Here is a 15957-nt window from a genome sequence, read left to right as displayed (position 1 = left end):
GGGGGGGGGGGGGCGGCCTGGGGGGGGGGGGGGGGGGGGGGGGGGGCGGGGGGGGGGGGGGGGGGGGGGCGCGCCCCCCCGCGCCCCCCCCCCCCACCCCCGCGCGGGCGGGACCGTCAGGGGCAAGGGTGAGGCGGGGTCAGCAGCTCAGGTTCGAACCGGTGGTGGTGCCGAGGATCTGGGCGAAGGCGGTGAACTTGTCGATCCGGCTCTGGACCTGCGCCGGGTTGCCGCCGTTGCACTCGATCGAGCCGTTGATCGAGCGGATCGTCTCGCCGAAGCCGCGGCCGTCGACGATGGCGTTGTGGGGCGTCATGGTGCCGGGGCCGTTCTGGGTGTTCCAGTACCAGAGGCCGGTCCGCCAGGCGACGGAGGCGTTCTGCTCGACCAGGTGGGGGTTGTTCAGCAGGTCGATACCGAGGGCGTCACCGGCGGCCTTGTAGTTGAAGTTCCAGCTGAGCTGGATGGGGCCGCGCCCGTAGTAGGCGGCCTGGCCGGCCGGGCAGCCGTAGGGCTGGCTCTGGTCGCAGTAGTGGGGGTAGTTGGCCTCGTTGACTTCCTTGACGTGCACCAGCCCACCGGTCTCGTGGCTGACGTTGGCGAGGAAGGCGGCCGCCTCGCGCTTCTTGACCTCGTCGCTGCCGGTGTTGGCGAAGGCCGGGTAGGAGTTGAGGGCCGCGGTGAGGCCGCTGTAGCTGTAGAAGGAGTTGCGGTTCGGGAACATCTGGTTGAACTGGGCCTCGCTGACGACGAAGCCGTTGTCGCCCGGCTGCTCCCCGCCACCGGTGCCGCAGGCGCCCTGGTCGGCCCAGACGTCGGAACTGCCCGGCCGCTCGTTCTGCGTCCACCACTTGGCGGTGTAGTTGCGGCCGTTGTACGAGGCGGACTGGCCCCCGGTGTAGACGGCGGAGGAGTTCCAGGCGGTGGCGCAGGTGGCCGCCTGTGCGGTGGCCGCGGGGAGGACGACGAGCGCCGCGACGACCGCGGCGAGCGCGGTCAGCAGGCTCAGGACACGTCGGATCACGTGATCACACTCCTTGGGTGCGGCGCGACGTCGGGCCGCGCGCCGCCGTGGATGGCGTCAGCTAAGCGAGCGGGGTGTGAACATGTCAAGGTCTAGACCAAGGGTGGTCGCAGGTCGACGCGAATCCGCGTATGCCGGTGGCCCGGACCGGTACGGGAGCGACGGCTGGGTCTGTGTGATCGTGCCCGGACCGCCCAGAGCCAGGTGTCAGGTACGGCTCCGAAGGTGCGGCGGCCGGGCGCCACTGCCGGATGGGCCGTCAGCTGACCGGCCATCACGGCAGGCCGCCGCGGCATGTCCGCGGTCTGGCGGGGCGGCAGCGACTCGGCGGGCCGGGTGGGGGAGAAGCGCGGGCTCCCCGCCCGGTCACTTCCTCCGTCCGGCCGCGGCCACCACCGCCGCCACCACCAGCAGTGGCGGCAGGAAGAGGGCAACGTCAGGGGCCACCCGGCGGACCAGGACCGCGCCGCAGGCACCGGCGAAGAGGCAGACGAGCCGCGCGACGGCCCAGCCGTCCACCCCGCCGGGCTGCCGCGCGGCGAACCCGGCCACCAGGGTGGTGAGGGTGCTGGTGAAGAAGGTCGTGGGGGCGCCCTCGCGCCCCAGGGAGAGGACGGCGGTCGCCTGCGCCCCCATCGCCGCGGCCAGCGGGACCAGCAGCAACCCGGCCGCCACTCCCCCGGGGTCCGGGCGGTCCGCGATCGTCCAGGCGGCCGCCACTCCGGCCAGCACCAGGGATTCGGCGGCCAGGCAGGCGAGCGCGCCGCGTGGCCAGATTCGCTCTCCGCCCGCCCGGCCGGCCAGGGGGACCGCCAGGACCGTGCCGAGCAGGTAGCCGCCCAGCGCCAGGGCGGGGGCCCACACGCCCTGGCTCCGCTCGCCCGCGGCGGCCGCGCCCAGCAGGACGAGGTTGCCGGTCATGATTCCGGCGAAGGCGCCGCCGAGGGCGACCACCGCGAGGACGTCGGCGGCGCCGGAGGCGAAGCTCAGCAGCAGGAGCGCGGTGCGGCCGCGCGTTCTCGCGTGGCCGCGCGTCGCTGGGCTGTGCGTCCGCACCCCCGCCCCCTCTCAGAATGTGTCCTCAAGCGCCGGACGGGCTGGAATTTCGGCACGCTCGGTCCGCCCCGTACTTGAGGGCAACAGATCACCCGAGCACAGACTGAGCCCGCCCGGCGCTTGAGGGCAAAATCAGCCCGCCCGGGGCTTGAGGGCAAACCACAGCCCGCCCGGCGCTTGAGGGCAAACCACAGCACGCCCAGCGCTTGAGGGCGCCTGCTCGGCAGCGGGCACCGCAGGTCACCGCACGGACGCGTCCGAGTTCACCTCGGGATCCCAGCCCAGCTCCCGCAGCCCCCTGCGGATCGCCTCGCGGCGCGGCGGGTCGATGGCGCCCATCTTCAGATCGGCGCGGGCCCGTTCGTCGACGGCCAGAGCGAGGGCGCCGTCGAGCTGCCCGGTGCGGCGCCACGCGGCACGGCGTCCCTCCTCGGCGCGGAGGTACCCCTCCGTCTCGTCGTACTCGGAGGTCCCCTCGGTGGCGGCGCCGAGCTGCCCCTCCCATTCGGAGAGCTGGCGCGCCAGATAGACGTCCACCGCCTCCCGGGCGATGGCGGCGTTCTCGGACTCCTGCGGTTCCGCACCCTGCGCAAAGTCGCTCATGTCGGCACATTAATACGCGTACGGGGCCCCGGGCAGCTCGGAGCGGGCGCGGGAGGGACCGGCGGCACGGCTAGGGCAGGACGACCTTGGTGCGGGGGTCGCCGCGTGAGGCGTCGGTCAGGTTGTACGTGGACCCGGACCGGGTGCTGCCGAGGGTGACCGTGCCGCTGTACTGGTGTTGCCGGTGCCGTTCTCGACGGCTTGCCGCTCGTGGAGCTTCTCGCCGGTGGCGGCGTCGGTGACGGCGCGGAGTTCGTTGGGGACCCCGTCATGCTGGACTCCGCCGACCACCGTCTCGAAGACGAGGACGGGCTTGCCGTCGGCGTTCCACACCACCTGGCGGGGCGCGGCGGGCTTGGTCGACGCGGCCAGGGACGGCCGGAGGGGGAACGGACCCCTCCCCTGACCGCGCAGCACGGGCGTGCCGCCCTCCGCCTGACGACGCCCGCCGAAAAAGTTCCGGAACCGTGCAACCTCCCGCCCGCCGCCGGGGTGAGTAGGTCGAGGAGTCCACCTCACCCGTGCCGGGGAACGCCGATGCCCCGGCAGGGCCGTACGCCACGCAGACCCCGGGGAACGCCATGTCCAAGAGAACGCTCGTCCCAGCAGCCGTGCTGATGCTGGCCCTCACCGGCCTGACGGCGCCCGCCGCGGCCCACGCGGCCGAGGCCCGCCCGGCGGCCGCCGCGCAGAGCCGGGCCGTGGTCGTGGTCGGCCCCGGAGAGAGGGTGGAGCTGGGCCGGGGGTACGCCATGACGCTCACCCGCGCGGAGCGGTGCGTCGGCTCCGCGGACGGGCACATCTGCAAGAGCGTCACCGACGGCAACCAGCCGCCCGGCACGGTCAGCCTCCAGAGCTTCTCCGAAGGCGCCCGGACCCTGTACTCGCCGCTCTACATCGGCCCGGGCCGCGCCGCCCGGATGACCGTCGCCACCGCCGGGCGCACCCTGGAGGCACAGGTCGTCACCCTGCCCGGCCGCCCCGGCTACGCGACCGGCCACGTCTGGGGCGCCACCGACGAGTCCGCCGACCGGACCGTGACCGTCTACGACGCCGCCGGCCGTGTCCTCGCCCGATACTGACCTGTCGTCGCCGAGGACCCCGGCACGGCTCCCCGAACGGGCCGTGCCGGGGCTTCGGCCTGCCCGGACGGAGCACGCCTCGCCGGAGTTCGAGACCTTCGCCGCCGCCCGCTGGCCCCGGCTGCTGAGGACCGCGTACCTGCTGACCGGGGACCACCACGAGGCGGAGGACCTGGTGCAGGTCACCTTGGCGAAGCTGTACCCGTCCTGGTCGCGGGTGCGGGGGCTGGACGAGCCCGACGCGTACGTCCGGCGGGCGCTGGTCAACAACAACCTCAGCCGGTTCCGCAAGCGGCGGGTGGTGCAGTTGCTGACGCCACGGCTGCCTGAGCGCGCGCAGGAGGGCGGCGCGGCCCGTACCGAGGAGCGCTCCCTGCTCCTGGAGGCGCTCGGCACCCTGCCGCCGCGGCAGCGCGCGGTGGTCGTGCTGCGGTACTGGGAGGACCTCAGCGAGCAGCAGGCCGCCGAGGTGCTGGGCTGCTCCCCGGGCAACGTGAAGAGCCAGGCCAGCCGGGGCCTGCGCAAGCTCCGTGACCACCCGGCGCTGGCGGAGTTCCACCCGCACCCCGGCCGAGAGGAGCCCGCCGATGAACGCCCCTGACCCGGCCGGACGGGACGGCGCCCCGGGGCCCGGCGGCCCCGACGAGCTCACTTCACGGTCGCTGCGCCGCGCCCTGCGCTCCACCGCCGACGAGTTGACGCCGCCGCCCTACCCGGCGGCGCTGGTCCGCGGGATGGGCCGCCGACGGGAGCGGAACCGGCGCGTCGCGGCCGCGGTCCCGGCGGCGGCCGCCGCCGTGCTGGTGATGGTCGCGGTGCCGCAGTGGCTCGGCTCCGGCGCGAGCGGCGGGCCTTCGGCGGCCGACCCCGCCCCCTCGGCGGCGTCCGACGAGGCGGGCCGCCCGTCGTCCTCGGCAGCGCCCGCCCAGCCACCGCAACCGTCGGTCCGGCCCTGGCCCTCCGTACGGACGGCGGAGGCGGGCGAGCCGGTGGAGATCGGCCGCGGCCACCGGCTGACGCTCGCCCAGGACCAGGTGTGCCATCGCGACACGGGCGAGCCCGAGGGCGGCATCGACACCTGCAAGAGCGTGTCCGACGGCAACCAGCCGACCGGGACGGTCAGCCTCCAGCAGTACGGCGAGCTGGTCCGCCCGCTCTACGTCGGCCCCGGGCGCCCGGCCCGGATGACCGTGGAGACCGGCGGCGAGGTGTACCGCGCCCGGGTCCTCACCCTGGAGGGGAGCCCCGGGTACGCCGTGGGCTACGCCTGGGCGGACCGGCAGGACCGGAGCGACTCGTTCGACGATCCCCCTCCGGTGGTCCGGGTCTACGACGACGACGGCGAAGTTCTGGCGGAGTTCCCCTGAGGGAGTCCCGCCCCCGTACCGGCGGGCTTCGGAGCAGCGCGGGGGGCCGCTCCGAAGCCCGCCCTTCTCCTCGCGGAGGGAGGGTGCTCGGGCTTGGCCGTTCTTGAGGTCGTACCTGAAGAACAGGCCCGGGCCGGGGCGCGGCCGTCACCGCCCCCGTCTCCGCCCTCGAGCCACGGTCGCGCCTCAGGGACCGGTGTTCACCCCATGGGTGACGCGCCCTGGCCCAGGCGGTCGGTCGACGCGGCCGCGTCCCGCTCCGCACCGTGCGCCCGGCTCCGCCGCATCCGGAAGAGGGCCGTACGGCGCGCCGCGAGCACCGCCGTCGCTGCCAGGGCCGTCACCGCGGACCACACGAAGAGGGCGGGCCAGACGTAGGTGATCTGCTCCAGAGTCCCGGCCCGGCGCATCAACAGACCGAAGAGATCGGCGAGTCCGAAGAAGAACGGGACGGGCAGAACAGGACGGGCAGCGCGTACGGGGCGAGGCGCAGCCCGGTCCGCAGCGGCCCGCGCGCGTTCCGCCGGGCCCAGCGGTCGGCACGCAGCACACCGCGTACCGCCAGCCCGAGGGCGAGGAGGGTCAGCCCGGCGAGGGCCGGGTCGGCGGTGCCGGTGAAGGGGGCCTGCCGACGGGGGGTCTTGCCCCGGGCGAGGTCGACGAGGCCGTCGACGATCAGCGGGGCGTCGTCCCCGGAGACCATGCCGGTGTTGGTGACCACCGCGATCCCCACGCCGGACTCGGGGAGAAGGGTGGCCATCGAGTCGTGGGTGAGGAGGCTGCCGGTGTGCTCCACGCGCAGCGGCCGGCTGCTCTCCGCACGCCGGTTCCACCCCCTCGCGTACGTCTCGCCGGGCGGCGGGGTGTGCCGCCCAGGCCGGCCCCCTCACTCCACCACGAGGACGATCTTCCCCGTGGTGCGCCCCTTCTCGCCCAGCCGGTGTGCGGCGGCCGCCTCGGCCAGCGGGAAGGTCGCCTCGATACGCGGGCGCAGCGCTCCTGCGGAGACCAGGTCCGCGACGGCGTTCATGCCCGCGTGGTCGTCCTCGACCAGCATGGTCACCGTGCGCACGCCCCGTTCGGCGGACCGCGCCGCTTCCTCGGTCGAGCCGCCGCTGAGCAGGGAGACCAGGGTGCCGCCGGGGCGGAGCAGGCCGACCGAGCGGGTGCGGGTCTCGCCGCCGAGCGGGTCGAGGACCATGTCGACGTCGCCGACCGCTTCGGCGAAGTCGGTGGTGCGGTAGTCCACGACCTCATCGGCGCCCAGCTCGCGCAGGAGGTCGTGCTTGGGGGCGCTGGCCGTGCCGATGACGTACGCGCCGTGCGCCTTGGCGATCTGCACGGCGACATGGCCGACGCCGCCCGCCGCCGCGTGGATGAGGACGCGCTGCCCCGGGCCGACGCCCGCGGTGTCGATCAGCGCCTGGTACGCGGTGAGGGAGGCCAGCGGGAGGGCGCCCGCCTGGATGTGGTCGATCACCGTGGGCTTGCGGGTGAAGGCGCGGGCGGGCCCGACGACGTACTCGGCGTGCGATCCCGAGCCGTCGGGGTACGGCAGCATGCCGAAGACCTCCTCGCCGGGAGCGAAGAGGGTGACTCCGTAGCCGACGGCCTCGACCACTCCGGAGACGTCCCAGCCGAGGACGAGCGGGAGCCGGTCGACGAAGCCGGCCTGCGCGCGGTGCTTCCAGTCGGTCGGGTTGACCCCGGCGGCGCGGACGGCGACCAGGATCTCCCCCGGTCCCGGCGCGGGCTTCGCCACCCTGGTCTCGTGAAGGACGTCGGGGCCTCCGTAGGTGTCCTGGATGATGGCGCGCATCGTGCCGGTCTCTTGGGTCATGGGCCCAGCGTGGCGGAGGCCCGCGCTCCGCACCACACCAAGGCCGGTGCGCGGGTGAACGACGGCGGCGAGACGGCGCGCGGAGCGCGGTGCCGGTCAGCGGGCGGGCCGGGTGACCAGGTCGGCGGCGTCCGCCGTGAAGGCGCTCCTCCCCCGCTCCACCTGGGCGTCCCGCGCCGGACCGGGGCCGAGCAGCCGTCCGACCGCCGCCAGCAGTTCGCCCGGGTCGCGGGCGTAGGCGGTGAGTCCGGCGGCGGCCATGGTCCGCGCGCCGTCCCGTCCGTGGCCGGGCAGCGGCCGCCAGGTGACTACGGGGAGCGCGGCGGCCAGGGCCTGGGCGGCCGTCTGCCCGGCGGCGTTGTCGACCAGGAGCCGGGCGGAGGCCATCAGTCCGGCCATGTCGTCCGTCCAGCCCAGGGCGAGGGCGCCGGGGACGCGGGCCGCCCTGCGGCGCATCCGCTCGTCGCGGCCGCAGAGCAGTACCGGCAGGCAGCCGTGCGCGGCGAGGAGCCGGGCGGTCCGCACGGTGTGCGTGCCGACGCCCCACGCGCCGGTGGAGAGCAGGACCGGGGGAAGGTCGGCCGCCTGCTGCGGGAGTGCCCCCACGGGGTACCCCGGCCGGGCGGCCGCCCGGTGGAACTCCGGGGCGACCACGGGACCGGAGGCGGTCGCCGGGCGGCCGGTGGCGGCGCGGGCGGTGGCGGCGCCCTGCTCGGTGAGGCAGACGTGCAGGTCGTTGCCGCGGTGCAGCCAGCCGCGGTGGACCGCGAAGTCGGTGACGAAGACCGATGCGGGGACCGGGATGTCGCCCCGGGCTCGGAGCCGTCCGGTGAGCTGTGCGGCGAGGTGGAAGGTGGAGACGACCAGGTCCGGACGGAAGGCGTGGACGCGGCGCAGCAGCCGGTCGCGGGCCGTCACCGCCAGCGGCGCGCTCCCGGGGCGGGGGCCTTCCCCCGGGGAGAGGAAGAGGGCGTAGATCGCGGCGTAGAGGGCGGGGGCGTGCCGCACCGTCCCCCGGTAGAAGCCCCGCAGGGCCGGTCCGACGCCGGGTGGCAGGAGGGTGAGGACGTCGCAGAGCTCGGCGGTGTCGCCCCGTGCGCGGAGTCTGCGGGCCAGTTCGGCGCAGACGGCGTCGTGCCCGGCGCCCATGCTCGCTCCGAGCAGCAGGACTCGCAGGCTTCCCATACTCCTCCCGCCGTCGCCCGTCCGATGGACCGTCCACCGCTTGCATGCCGCGTCCGGCCGGGGGCGCAATCGGCCCGTTCGGGTGACCCGATGGCGGCGTGCCCCGTCGTTGGACGAGCGGTCGGCCCGCGCAGCACGGAAGCTGGGGGTCAGGCGTGCCGCGAGGAAGGGGACTGGGCATGCGCGAGAAGTGGGCGGCGTGACACGGCGTCCCGGGCCAGGGACGGGGCACCGGCGGACCGTACTGGTCACGGGTGCGTCCTCCGGCATCGGCGCCGCGGTGGCGGAGTGCCTGCACGCCGACGACCGGTGGCGGTTGCTCCTCAGCGGCCGGGACGGCGAACAGCTCTCGGCGGTCGCGGCCCGGACCGGCGGTGAGGCGATCCGCGCCGACCTGGCGGCGGAGGGCGGCTGCGCCCGTCTCGCCGAGGAGGCGGTGCGCCGCACCGGGAGGGTCGACGCGCTGGTGGCCGGGGCGGGGATCGGCTGGGCGGGTCCGTTCGTGACGATGCCGCCGGAGGAGATCGACCGCGTGCTGACCGTCAATCTCTCCGCCACACTGCGGCTGGTGCGGCTGCTGCTGCCCCCGATGGTGGCGCGCGGTACGGGGCGGGTGGTGCTGATCGGGTCGATGGCCGGCTGGGTCGGGGTGGGGGACGAGGCCGTCTACTCGGCGTCCAAGGGCGCCCTGCTGACCTTCGCGGACAGCCTCCGCCGGGAACTGGCCGGGACCCGGGTACGGGTCTCGGTGGTGTCGCCGGGGGCGGTGGACACGCCGTTCTTCGCCCGGCGGGGCACGCCGTACCATCGGCGCCGGCCCCGCCCGGTCTCCCCCGAACGGGTGGCACGCGGCGTACGGGACGCGCTGGTACGGGGGCGGGAGAACGTCCTCGTGCCGGGGTGGCTGGCACTTCCGGCGCGACTGCACGGGGCGGCGCCGGGTCTCTTCGGGGCACTGGCCGACCGTGCCGACCCACGCCGTGCCGACTGAGGCGGGAGCGCCGCCATGACGGTGCTGACGGTGGTGCTGGCGCTCCTCGCGGCGCTCGGCAACGCGGCCGCCTCGGTGCTCCAGCGGCGCGGCACCACGCTGGTGGACGGCGGGGCGGCCTCCACCCGGTGGCGGTCCTGGGCCGCGCGGCTCGTCCACCGCAGGGTCTGGCTTTGGGGCGCCGCCCTGCTGGCGATCTCTGGGCTGTGCCAGGCGGCGGCCCTGGCGGCGGGCCCGCTCTCCGTGGTGCAGCCGGTGATGACCACCGAACTGCTCTTCACCCTGCTGATCGGCGGTGCCGTCTTCCGCCGCCGGCCCGACCTGCGCACCCGGTGGGCGTTTGTCGCGATGGCCGCCGGACTGGCCGCTTTCATGGCGCTGCTCGACCCTTCGGGCGGCGGGTCCGTCGTGCCGGGTACGCGGTGGCTGTGGTCAGGGGTGCTGCTGGGGGTGCTGACGGTGGGGCTCACGGCGGCGGCGTGGCGGCTGCCGCCCGCGCCCGCGGCGGCGGTCCTCGGCACCGCCACGGCGATCGGGTTCGCCGGCACCGCCGCGCTGGTCAAGGACGCCGTGGGGCGGCTGCCGGACGGTGTCGGGTCGCTGGCCACCGCCTGGCAGACGTACGCGGCGGTCGTCGTGGGGCTGGGCAGCTTCCTGCTGTTGCAGCTCACGCTGCGGGCGGGCCCGCTGGTGGCCTCGCAGCCCGCCATGACGCTGGGCGACGCCTTTCTCAGCGTGCTGCTGGGCCGGGTGCTCTTCGGCGAGGAACTCGCCCTCGGTCTGCGGGTCCTGCCGCAGGTGCTGGCGCTCGCCCTGCTGATCGCGGGCACCGTCCAACTGGCCCGCTCCCCGCTGCTGACCTCGACCGACGGCAAGGAGCGGCCATGGTGAGTCTCCCGGGCGGGGGCGCCCGACGGGGCCGGGCCGCCGCCGGGGCGCTGGCGACCGGCGCGCTGGCCGCCGCCGGGTGGCACATCGGCCCGGCCGCCACCTGGCTGCCCGGCTTCCGCGCGGCGTGCTGCCCCGGGCTCGACGGCCGGGGGGCGCCCGACCGGGTGGCGCTCACCTTCGACGACGGGCCGGACCCGCTGAGCACCCCGCACTTCCTGCGGGTGCTCGACGTGCTGTCGGTGCGCGCCACCTTCTTCGTCCTCGGCAGCAGGGTGGAACGCCATCCGGAGCTGGGCCGGCGGATGGCGGCGGCCGGGCACGAACTGGCGGTGCACGGCTGGGAGCACGACCGGCCGTGGCTGCCCCGGCCGGGCCGGGACGCGGCGGAGCTGGCGCGGGCGGCGGCGGCCGTCCACCGGATCGCGGGACGGCGGCCGCTCTGGTACCGCCCGCCGTACGGCATCCTCACCGGCGGGCGGTGGGCGGCCGCCCGCCGGGCGGGGCTGCGGCCGGTGCTCTGGTCGGCGTGGGGCCGCGACTGGACCGCCTCGGCGACCCCGCGCGGCGTCGTCGCCGAGGCCGCGTCGCGACTGGGCCCGGGCGGCACGCTGCTGCTCCACGACTCGGACGCGTACGCGGCTCCGGGCGCCTGGCACGCGACCCTGGCGGCCCTGCCCGAACTGGTCGCGTACTGCCGGGCGCGGGGGCTCGGGGTCGGGCGGCTCGCGGACCACGGGTGCGCGGGTGGAGCCGTTCCCCGAGCCTCGCCCGGCCGGGAGAGGTGAGGGCACCGCCCCGAGGGCGCGCCTCCCGATGCGCCGTCCCGCAGGACAGCCCGTATCAGGGGCGGCCATCATGGGCAGGCGAAGCAGCGCACCGCGTTCCGTACGCCGGCGGTGGCCGTCCGGTGCGCGGTCGGGCCGGCCCGCAACGGCGGCCGTACCCTACCGACGACGCGAGGAGCTCCGAGCAGCATGCAGATCTCTCTGGACGGCAGGACCGCCCTGGTCACCGGTTCCACCCAGGGCATCGGCGCGGCCATCGCCGCGGGCCTGGCCGAGGCGGGGGCCCGGGTCGCGGTCAACGGGCGCGACGCCCGGCGGACCGAGGAGGCGGTGGAGCGGCTGCGGCGCGAGGTGCCCGGCGGGGAACTGCTCGCCGTCCCCGGCGACCTGGCCACCGACGAGGGGCTGGCCGAGGTCCTGGACCGGCTGCCGCAGACCGACATCCTCGTCAACAACCTCGGCGTCTTCGGCTCGCGCCCGGCGCTGGAGATCGACGACGCCGAGTGGCGCCGCTACTTCGAGGTGAACGTGCTGACGGCGGTCCGGCTGATCCGCGCCTACCTGCCGAGCATGAAGGAGCGCGGTTGGGGCCGGGTGCTGAACATCGCCAGCGATTCGGCGATCGTCATCCCCGCCGAGATGATCCACTACGGCGTGTCGAAGACGGCGCTGCTCTCGGTCTCCCGGGGCTTCGCCAAGGAGGCCGCCGGGACCGGCGTCACCGTCAACTCGGTGATCGCCGGCCCCACCCACACCGGCGGCGTGGAGGAGTTCGTCTACGAGCTGGTCGACAAGGACCTCCCCTGGGACGAGGCGCAGCGGGCCTTCATGCGCGAGTACCGCCCGCAGTCCCTGATCCAGCGGCTGATCGAGCCCGAGGAGATCGCCCATCTCGTCGTCTACCTCAGCTCCCCCCTGGCCTCCGCTACGACCGGCGGGGCGGTCCGGGTGGACGGCGGCTACGTGGACTCGATCCTGCCCTGACCGGCGGCCCGCTCCCCCAGTCCGCCGAAGCGCCGCTCGCGCCGGGCGTATGTCTCCACGGCCTGCCACAGTCCTCTGCGGTCCAGGTCGGGCCAGAGCGTGTCGAGGAAGACGAGTTCGGCGTAGGCCGCCTGCCAGGGCAGGAAGTTGGAGACGCGGTGGTCGCCGCCGGTCCGGATCAGCAGGTCGACGTCGGGCAGTGCGGGCTGGTGGAGGTAGCGGGCGAAGAGCGGGGCCGTGACGGCCGAGGGGCGGAGGCCGCCGTCGGCCACGTCGCGGGAGAGTTCCCGGGCGGCCGCGGCGATCTCGGCCCGGCCGCCGTAGTTGACGCAGAGGGTCAGGGTCAGTCCCTCACGGTGGCTGGTCCGCCGGACCGTGCGGGCCAGCGCCTCGACGAGGCCGTCGGGCAGGCCGTCCGGAAGGCCGGACCACCAGAGCCGTACGTCGCGGCGGAAGACCTCTTCGCGGTCGGCGTCCGCGCCGTCCTCCAGCAGCCGGAGGATCCCCTCCGCCTCGGCGGGCGGCCGCTGAGGAGTTCGGGGTCGTGCATGAGGGCGGCGGCGAGGTTCAGCTTCTGCCTGGTCCCGCCGCTCAGGATGCCGGTCCTGTCCCTGCGGTACCCGGCGAACCGCAGCCCTCCAGGAGTTCCCAGGCCCGGGTCAGCTCCGGGAGCCCGTAGGCCACCTGGAAGTACCGCAGGTGCTGCTCGACGGTGAGGGCGGGGCGCAGGATCGCCGACTGGGGGCAGTATCCGACGGTGGCCGGGCGGTGCACCGCCCCCCGGTCCGCGCTCAGTTCACCGGCCAGGATGCGCAGCAGGGTGCTCTTGCCCGCGGCGCCGTTCTCGCCGACGACGCCGATCAGTCGGCCGGGTGCGGCGTCCAGGTCGGTCCCGTTCAGCACGGTGCGCGAGCCGTAGCTCTTGTGGACGTCTCTCAGGCGCAGCACGGGTGCCGTGGCGGCGTTCCGCGCGGGTGCGGCCATCACGCTCCGGATAACGAGCCGGGGCGCGGGCCGTACGGGTGGTGCGGATGGTCGGGCGGGCGCGCGTCCGCTCAGTCGCGCTCGGGTACGCGCAGCGCGAGCAGGGCGATGTCGTCGCTGGCCCAGCCGCCGTGGTGGGCGGCGAGGGCGGCGATGATCCGGTCGACGGTGGTGGCGGCGTCCAGGCCGCGGGTGGCGGCGAGGGTGGCGTGCAGGTCGGCCTCGCCGAAGGGCTCGCGGGCGGTCGCCAGGGGCGCGCCGGGTGCGGGCCTGGCCTCGTAGGCGCCGTCGGAGTAGAGCAGGAGCAGGTCGCCCGGGCTCAGGCGGAAGCGGGTGTCGCCGAGCCCCACGTCGTCCAGGACGCCGAGCAGGGTGCCGGGGGTGCCCACCTCGCGTACCCGGCCGTCGGCGCGGCGGACCAGCGGCGGCGGGTGTCCGGCGAGGCAGACGCGTCCGGCCACTCCGGCGCCGGTGCGGCGGAAGGTGGTGTGGACGGCTGTCAGGAAGAGCGGCGCCTCCTGGGTGATCATGGCGCTGTTGAGGCGGGTGAGCAGCAGCGCCGGGGAAAGAACCTCCCCGGCGTCGGCGCGCAGGGTGTAGCGGGCCATCGAGGTGACCTGCGCCGCCTCCACGCCCTTGCCGCAGACGTCGCCGAGGACGGCGCCGAAGTAGGGGCCCGAGGCGTGGAACAGGTCGTAGAAGTCACCGCCGACGGCCACGGCGTGGCGGCTGCTGATGGAGGCCGGTACGTAGGCGGCGGCCGCGTCGACGCCGGGGACGGGCCGCAGGGCGGGCGGCAGCAGTCCCTGCTGGAGGGTGCGGGCGAGGTCTGCGGAGAGGCGGTGGGCCTGCTGGGAGGCGGCGAGGCTCTGCCGCAGGTGGATCTCGGCGGAGGCCGAGCGCGCCAGGGTGGCCAGGGTGGCGCGGTCCGCCTCGGTCCAGACGCGGGGCGATTCGTCGATGACGCAGAAGCTGCCGAGCACCTCCCCCTCGGGGCCGAGGAGCGGGTACCCGGCCCAGGCGCCGATCTTCATGGGCCCGACGGCCGGATGGTCGCGGGTACGCGGGTCGTGAGGGGCGTCCTCCACCGTGAACGGGCCCCCGGCGAAACCGACGAGGAAGTAGCAGAAGCTCTCCCGCACCGGGTTCTCCCGGCCGTCGGTGACGTCGACGCCCACGCACGACTTCCAGTACGAGCGCTCCTCGTCGACCAGGGTCACGAAGGCGCGCCCGGCGCCGGTGAGCCGGGCGGCGAGGGCGGCCAGATCCTCGAAGACCGGTTCGGGGCCGGTGTCCAGCAGACCGGTGGCGCGGACCGCGGTCAGGCGCACCGGATCGGAGAGTGCGGCGGGCAGCCCGTCCGCGCGCACTCCCCCGGGAAACTCGGCGCCACCGGCCACCCGACCCACTGCCTTCCCTGCCTCGGGCCGTCCCCGGCGTGCCTGGTCGGCTCCGGCGGAGGGCGGCGCTCCGGCTCTCGGGAAAAGGCTAGGCGCCTCTCGCGCGGCCCACCACCGCGAGCGCGACCGGGCGGCCCGGCCGGACGCGCCCGGCGCCCTGCCACTCCCCCGCCCCTGGGGGTCACTCCGATCCGTGGTCGTGCGGGGCGCTCGCCGGAGGGTCGGCGGGGCGGGTGCGGCCGCCGTCGTGACCGCTCACCACGACGGCGACGATGCCGACGACGACCGCGGCGGCCGCGAGGCGTCCCAGGGCGCGGGCGGTCCACTCCGGCAGCCTCGGCCCGCCCGGGCGGCCGGGGGCGCCGAGCCGTTCCGCGCGGCGGGCCGGGCGGGCGAGGCGCAGGACGAGGAGGACGGCGACCGGGATCTGGAGGAGCCAGAGCGCGGTGCGGGGCCATTCGCCGTACCAGACGTTGGTGCCGTACAGCAGGGTGTGCCAGACGCTCAGCACGTAGACGACGATGACGAAGCGGTGCATGCGGCGCCAGGCGCGGGCGCCGATGCGGTGGCGTACGTAGAAGAGCAGGCCCAGCGGGACGGCCAGGTACAGGGCGCCCTGGCCGATCGGGATGGCGATCTGGCCGGTGCCGGAGTCGTACCAGCCGGGTACGAAGGAGTCGGCGAAGGCGGCCCAGAGGCGGGCGGCCCAGGAGGGGCGGGCGTCGTGGCGGACCAGTTCCGCCGCGAACATCAGGGCGTGCGCGAACATCAGCGCGGTCGTGGTGAGGCTGGTGGTGCGGTGCCAGCGCTCCAGCCTCCGGCGGGACGGCTGCCGCGCGGTCCGGGGGCCGGAGAGCACCAGGCCGAGCATGACGGTGCCCCAGGCCCAGAGCAGGGCGGACCAGCCGAAGGCCTGGCTGAGCAGGTACATCCAGTAGGCGTTCGGGTCGTCCATGAACGGCATGACCGCGACGGTCGAGGATGTCCCCGCCTCCATGCGGACCCAGAGGAAGAGGAAGACGGCCGCCGTGACGCCGACGGCGGCGGAGGCGTCGGGGATCGCGGCGCGCAGGTCGGTGCGGAAGGTGGGCGGCGTCTCCCGGCGCGCGGCCGGCTCCGGCGGTCCTTCCGCGGTGCCCGGTGTGTCCGGTCTCCGGGGGGCCGGGGAAGCTTCGCGCTGCATGCGTCGACCTTTCGGGGCGGCGGGCACCGACGTGGCTCCTGTGCACAGTGTCGCGGGAGTCGGGCCGGTTGCCGAGAGCGGATCCGGCCACCGTGATCACGCCGGAGGGCCCGGTGGTGCGCGGGTGCGCTCCGCCGGGGCCCCGGTCGCCGTCTCAGTGGAACGGCCGATCCATCTCTTCAGCGAGGACCCCGCCCCCGGAGCAACGCCATGACAACCCCCCTTGCCTCGTGCGGCCCCCCTCGGGCCGTCGACGCCCCGTTCGCAGGTAGTTGAGTATCACGGCCGGGCGACACCGCACACTCGTTCGACGTGCGGGTTCGCGGGGCGTGGCAACCGCGCGGCCCGGGGCCGGGACCAGGGTGAGCGTGCGCGGCAACGCGCGGAACGGACGCCGCCGGAGCCCGGCGGATCCCGTACGGCGGGCCCGCATTCGGCCCGCCCTCTCCTCCCCCGCAGCTACGGAATCCCGCCCTCAGAAATGTGCCGGCCCGTCGATGGCGGGAAATCACCTTCAGGACCCCCCACGGATCTCGGCGGACACCTGGGGAATGACGCCCACTCACCCGTCCTGACCGGCTC

Annotated in this window: 17 protein-coding genes and 2 pseudogenes; 7 read left to right on the top strand and 12 right to left on the bottom strand. The window is 75.5% G+C overall.

Annotated features, from left to right (window positions below; genetic code table 11):
• Positions 1-139: 139 nt before the first annotated feature.
• The 4 genes and pseudogenes from ACFWMZ_RS09675 to ACFWMZ_RS09660 form a co-directional block, all read right to left on the bottom strand.
• Positions 140-1024: a glycoside hydrolase family 19 protein gene (locus ACFWMZ_RS09675; protein WP_383172004.1), complete on the bottom strand. Its 885-nt coding sequence runs from the start codon at positions 1022-1024 to the stop codon at positions 140-142.
• A 366-nt stretch (positions 1025-1390) separates the two neighbouring features.
• Positions 1391-2080 (bottom strand): YoaK family protein, encoded by a 690-nt coding sequence (locus ACFWMZ_RS09670; protein ID WP_383172002.1) that lies wholly within the window; start codon positions 2078-2080, stop codon positions 1391-1393.
• A gap of 240 nt (positions 2081-2320) precedes the next feature.
• A complete protein-coding gene (locus tag ACFWMZ_RS09665) occupies positions 2321-2683 on the bottom strand; it encodes a hypothetical protein (RefSeq protein ID WP_383172000.1) in 363 nt (120 codons plus the stop codon).
• An 88-nt stretch (positions 2684-2771) separates the two neighbouring features.
• Positions 2772-3031, bottom strand: a pseudogene (locus tag ACFWMZ_RS09660) (peptidase M4); the annotation flags it as partial.
• Between the two features lie 233 nt (positions 3032-3264).
• On the opposite strand from ACFWMZ_RS09660, the gene ACFWMZ_RS09655 reads away from it, so the two are divergent.
• The 3 genes from ACFWMZ_RS09655 to ACFWMZ_RS09645 are packed head-to-tail and all read left to right on the top strand — an operon-like array spanning position 3265 to position 5132.
• Complete coding sequence (locus tag ACFWMZ_RS09655; protein WP_383200590.1) at positions 3265-3765, top strand: hypothetical protein; 501 nt, start codon at positions 3265-3267, stop codon at positions 3763-3765.
• Between the two features lie 43 nt (positions 3766-3808).
• On the top strand, positions 3809-4366 hold the full coding sequence (locus ACFWMZ_RS09650) for a SigE family RNA polymerase sigma factor (RefSeq protein WP_383172025.1): 558 nt from the start codon (positions 3809-3811) through the stop codon (positions 4364-4366).
• Entirely contained in the window at positions 4353-5132 is a 780-nt protein-coding gene (locus ACFWMZ_RS09645) for a hypothetical protein (protein WP_383171996.1), read from the top strand. Before ACFWMZ_RS09650 ends, ACFWMZ_RS09645 begins: the two co-directional genes overlap by 14 nt.
• Before the next feature lie 200 nt (positions 5133-5332).
• Here the strand turns inward: ACFWMZ_RS09645 and ACFWMZ_RS09640 are convergent, their stop codons facing one another.
• From ACFWMZ_RS09640 to ACFWMZ_RS09625, 4 genes are all read right to left on the bottom strand, one after another.
• Positions 5333-5542, bottom strand: coding sequence for a hypothetical protein (locus tag ACFWMZ_RS09640; RefSeq protein ID WP_383200587.1), 210 nt, complete (start codon positions 5540-5542; stop codon positions 5333-5335).
• Positions 5542-5928, bottom strand: coding sequence for a hypothetical protein (locus ACFWMZ_RS09635; RefSeq protein ID WP_383200584.1), 387 nt, complete (start codon positions 5926-5928; stop codon positions 5542-5544). Before ACFWMZ_RS09635 ends, ACFWMZ_RS09640 begins: the two co-directional genes overlap by 1 nt.
• 90 nt (positions 5929-6018) lie before the next feature.
• Positions 6019-6951 (bottom strand): NADP-dependent oxidoreductase, encoded by a 933-nt coding sequence (locus ACFWMZ_RS09630; protein ID WP_383172023.1) that lies wholly within the window; start codon positions 6949-6951, stop codon positions 6019-6021.
• Between the two features lie 117 nt (positions 6952-7068).
• Entirely contained in the window at positions 7069-8157 is a 1089-nt protein-coding gene (locus tag ACFWMZ_RS09625) for a galactosyldiacylglycerol synthase (protein ID WP_383200581.1), read from the bottom strand.
• 199 nt (positions 8158-8356) lie between these two features.
• On the opposite strand from ACFWMZ_RS09625, the gene ACFWMZ_RS09620 reads away from it, so the two are divergent.
• The 4 genes from ACFWMZ_RS09620 (at position 8357) to ACFWMZ_RS09605 (ending at position 11808) form a co-directional block, all read left to right on the top strand.
• A complete protein-coding gene (locus ACFWMZ_RS09620; RefSeq protein WP_383171989.1) occupies positions 8357-9148 on the top strand; it encodes an SDR family NAD(P)-dependent oxidoreductase in 792 nt (263 codons plus the stop codon).
• Positions 9149-9163: 15 nt separating this feature from the next.
• Positions 9164-10039, top strand: a complete 876-nt coding sequence (locus ACFWMZ_RS09615) for a DMT family transporter (protein WP_383171986.1) — start codon at positions 9164-9166, stop codon at positions 10037-10039.
• Complete coding sequence (locus tag ACFWMZ_RS09610) at positions 10033-10824, top strand: polysaccharide deacetylase family protein (protein ID WP_383200578.1); 792 nt, start codon at positions 10033-10035, stop codon at positions 10822-10824. Before ACFWMZ_RS09615 ends, ACFWMZ_RS09610 begins: the two co-directional genes overlap by 7 nt.
• Before the next feature lie 189 nt (positions 10825-11013).
• Positions 11014-11808 carry an SDR family NAD(P)-dependent oxidoreductase gene (locus ACFWMZ_RS09605; RefSeq protein ID WP_383171980.1) on the top strand — a complete coding sequence of 265 codons (795 nt, stop codon included), beginning with the start codon at positions 11014-11016 and terminating at the stop codon, positions 11806-11808.
• Here ACFWMZ_RS09605 and uppS read toward each other — a convergent pair.
• The 4 genes and pseudogenes from uppS to ACFWMZ_RS09585 form a co-directional block, all read right to left on the bottom strand.
• Complete coding sequence (gene uppS, locus ACFWMZ_RS09600) at positions 11784-12299, bottom strand: polyprenyl diphosphate synthase (RefSeq protein ID WP_383172021.1); 516 nt, start codon at positions 12297-12299, stop codon at positions 11784-11786. The genes ACFWMZ_RS09605 and uppS overlap by 25 nt on opposite strands.
• Before the next feature lie 38 nt (positions 12300-12337).
• Positions 12338-12792, bottom strand: a pseudogene (locus ACFWMZ_RS09595) (ATP-binding cassette domain-containing protein); the annotation flags it as partial.
• Between the two features lie 71 nt (positions 12793-12863).
• Positions 12864-14192 (bottom strand): PP2C family protein-serine/threonine phosphatase, encoded by a 1329-nt coding sequence (locus ACFWMZ_RS09590; RefSeq protein ID WP_383171976.1) that lies wholly within the window; start codon positions 14190-14192, stop codon positions 12864-12866.
• Between the two features lie 181 nt (positions 14193-14373).
• On the bottom strand, positions 14374-15375 hold the full coding sequence (locus ACFWMZ_RS09585; protein WP_383200576.1) for a ferric reductase-like transmembrane domain-containing protein: 1002 nt from the start codon (positions 15373-15375) through the stop codon (positions 14374-14376).
• Positions 15376-15957: the final 582 nt, after the last annotated feature.

It is taken from the genome of Streptomyces sp. NPDC058373 (genome assembly GCF_042723275.1).
Taxonomy (GTDB): Bacteria; Actinomycetota; Actinomycetes; order Streptomycetales; family Streptomycetaceae; genus Streptomyces.
Note: the sequence above shows the minus strand (reverse complement) of the source record. Positions and strands in the feature narration are given on the sequence as shown.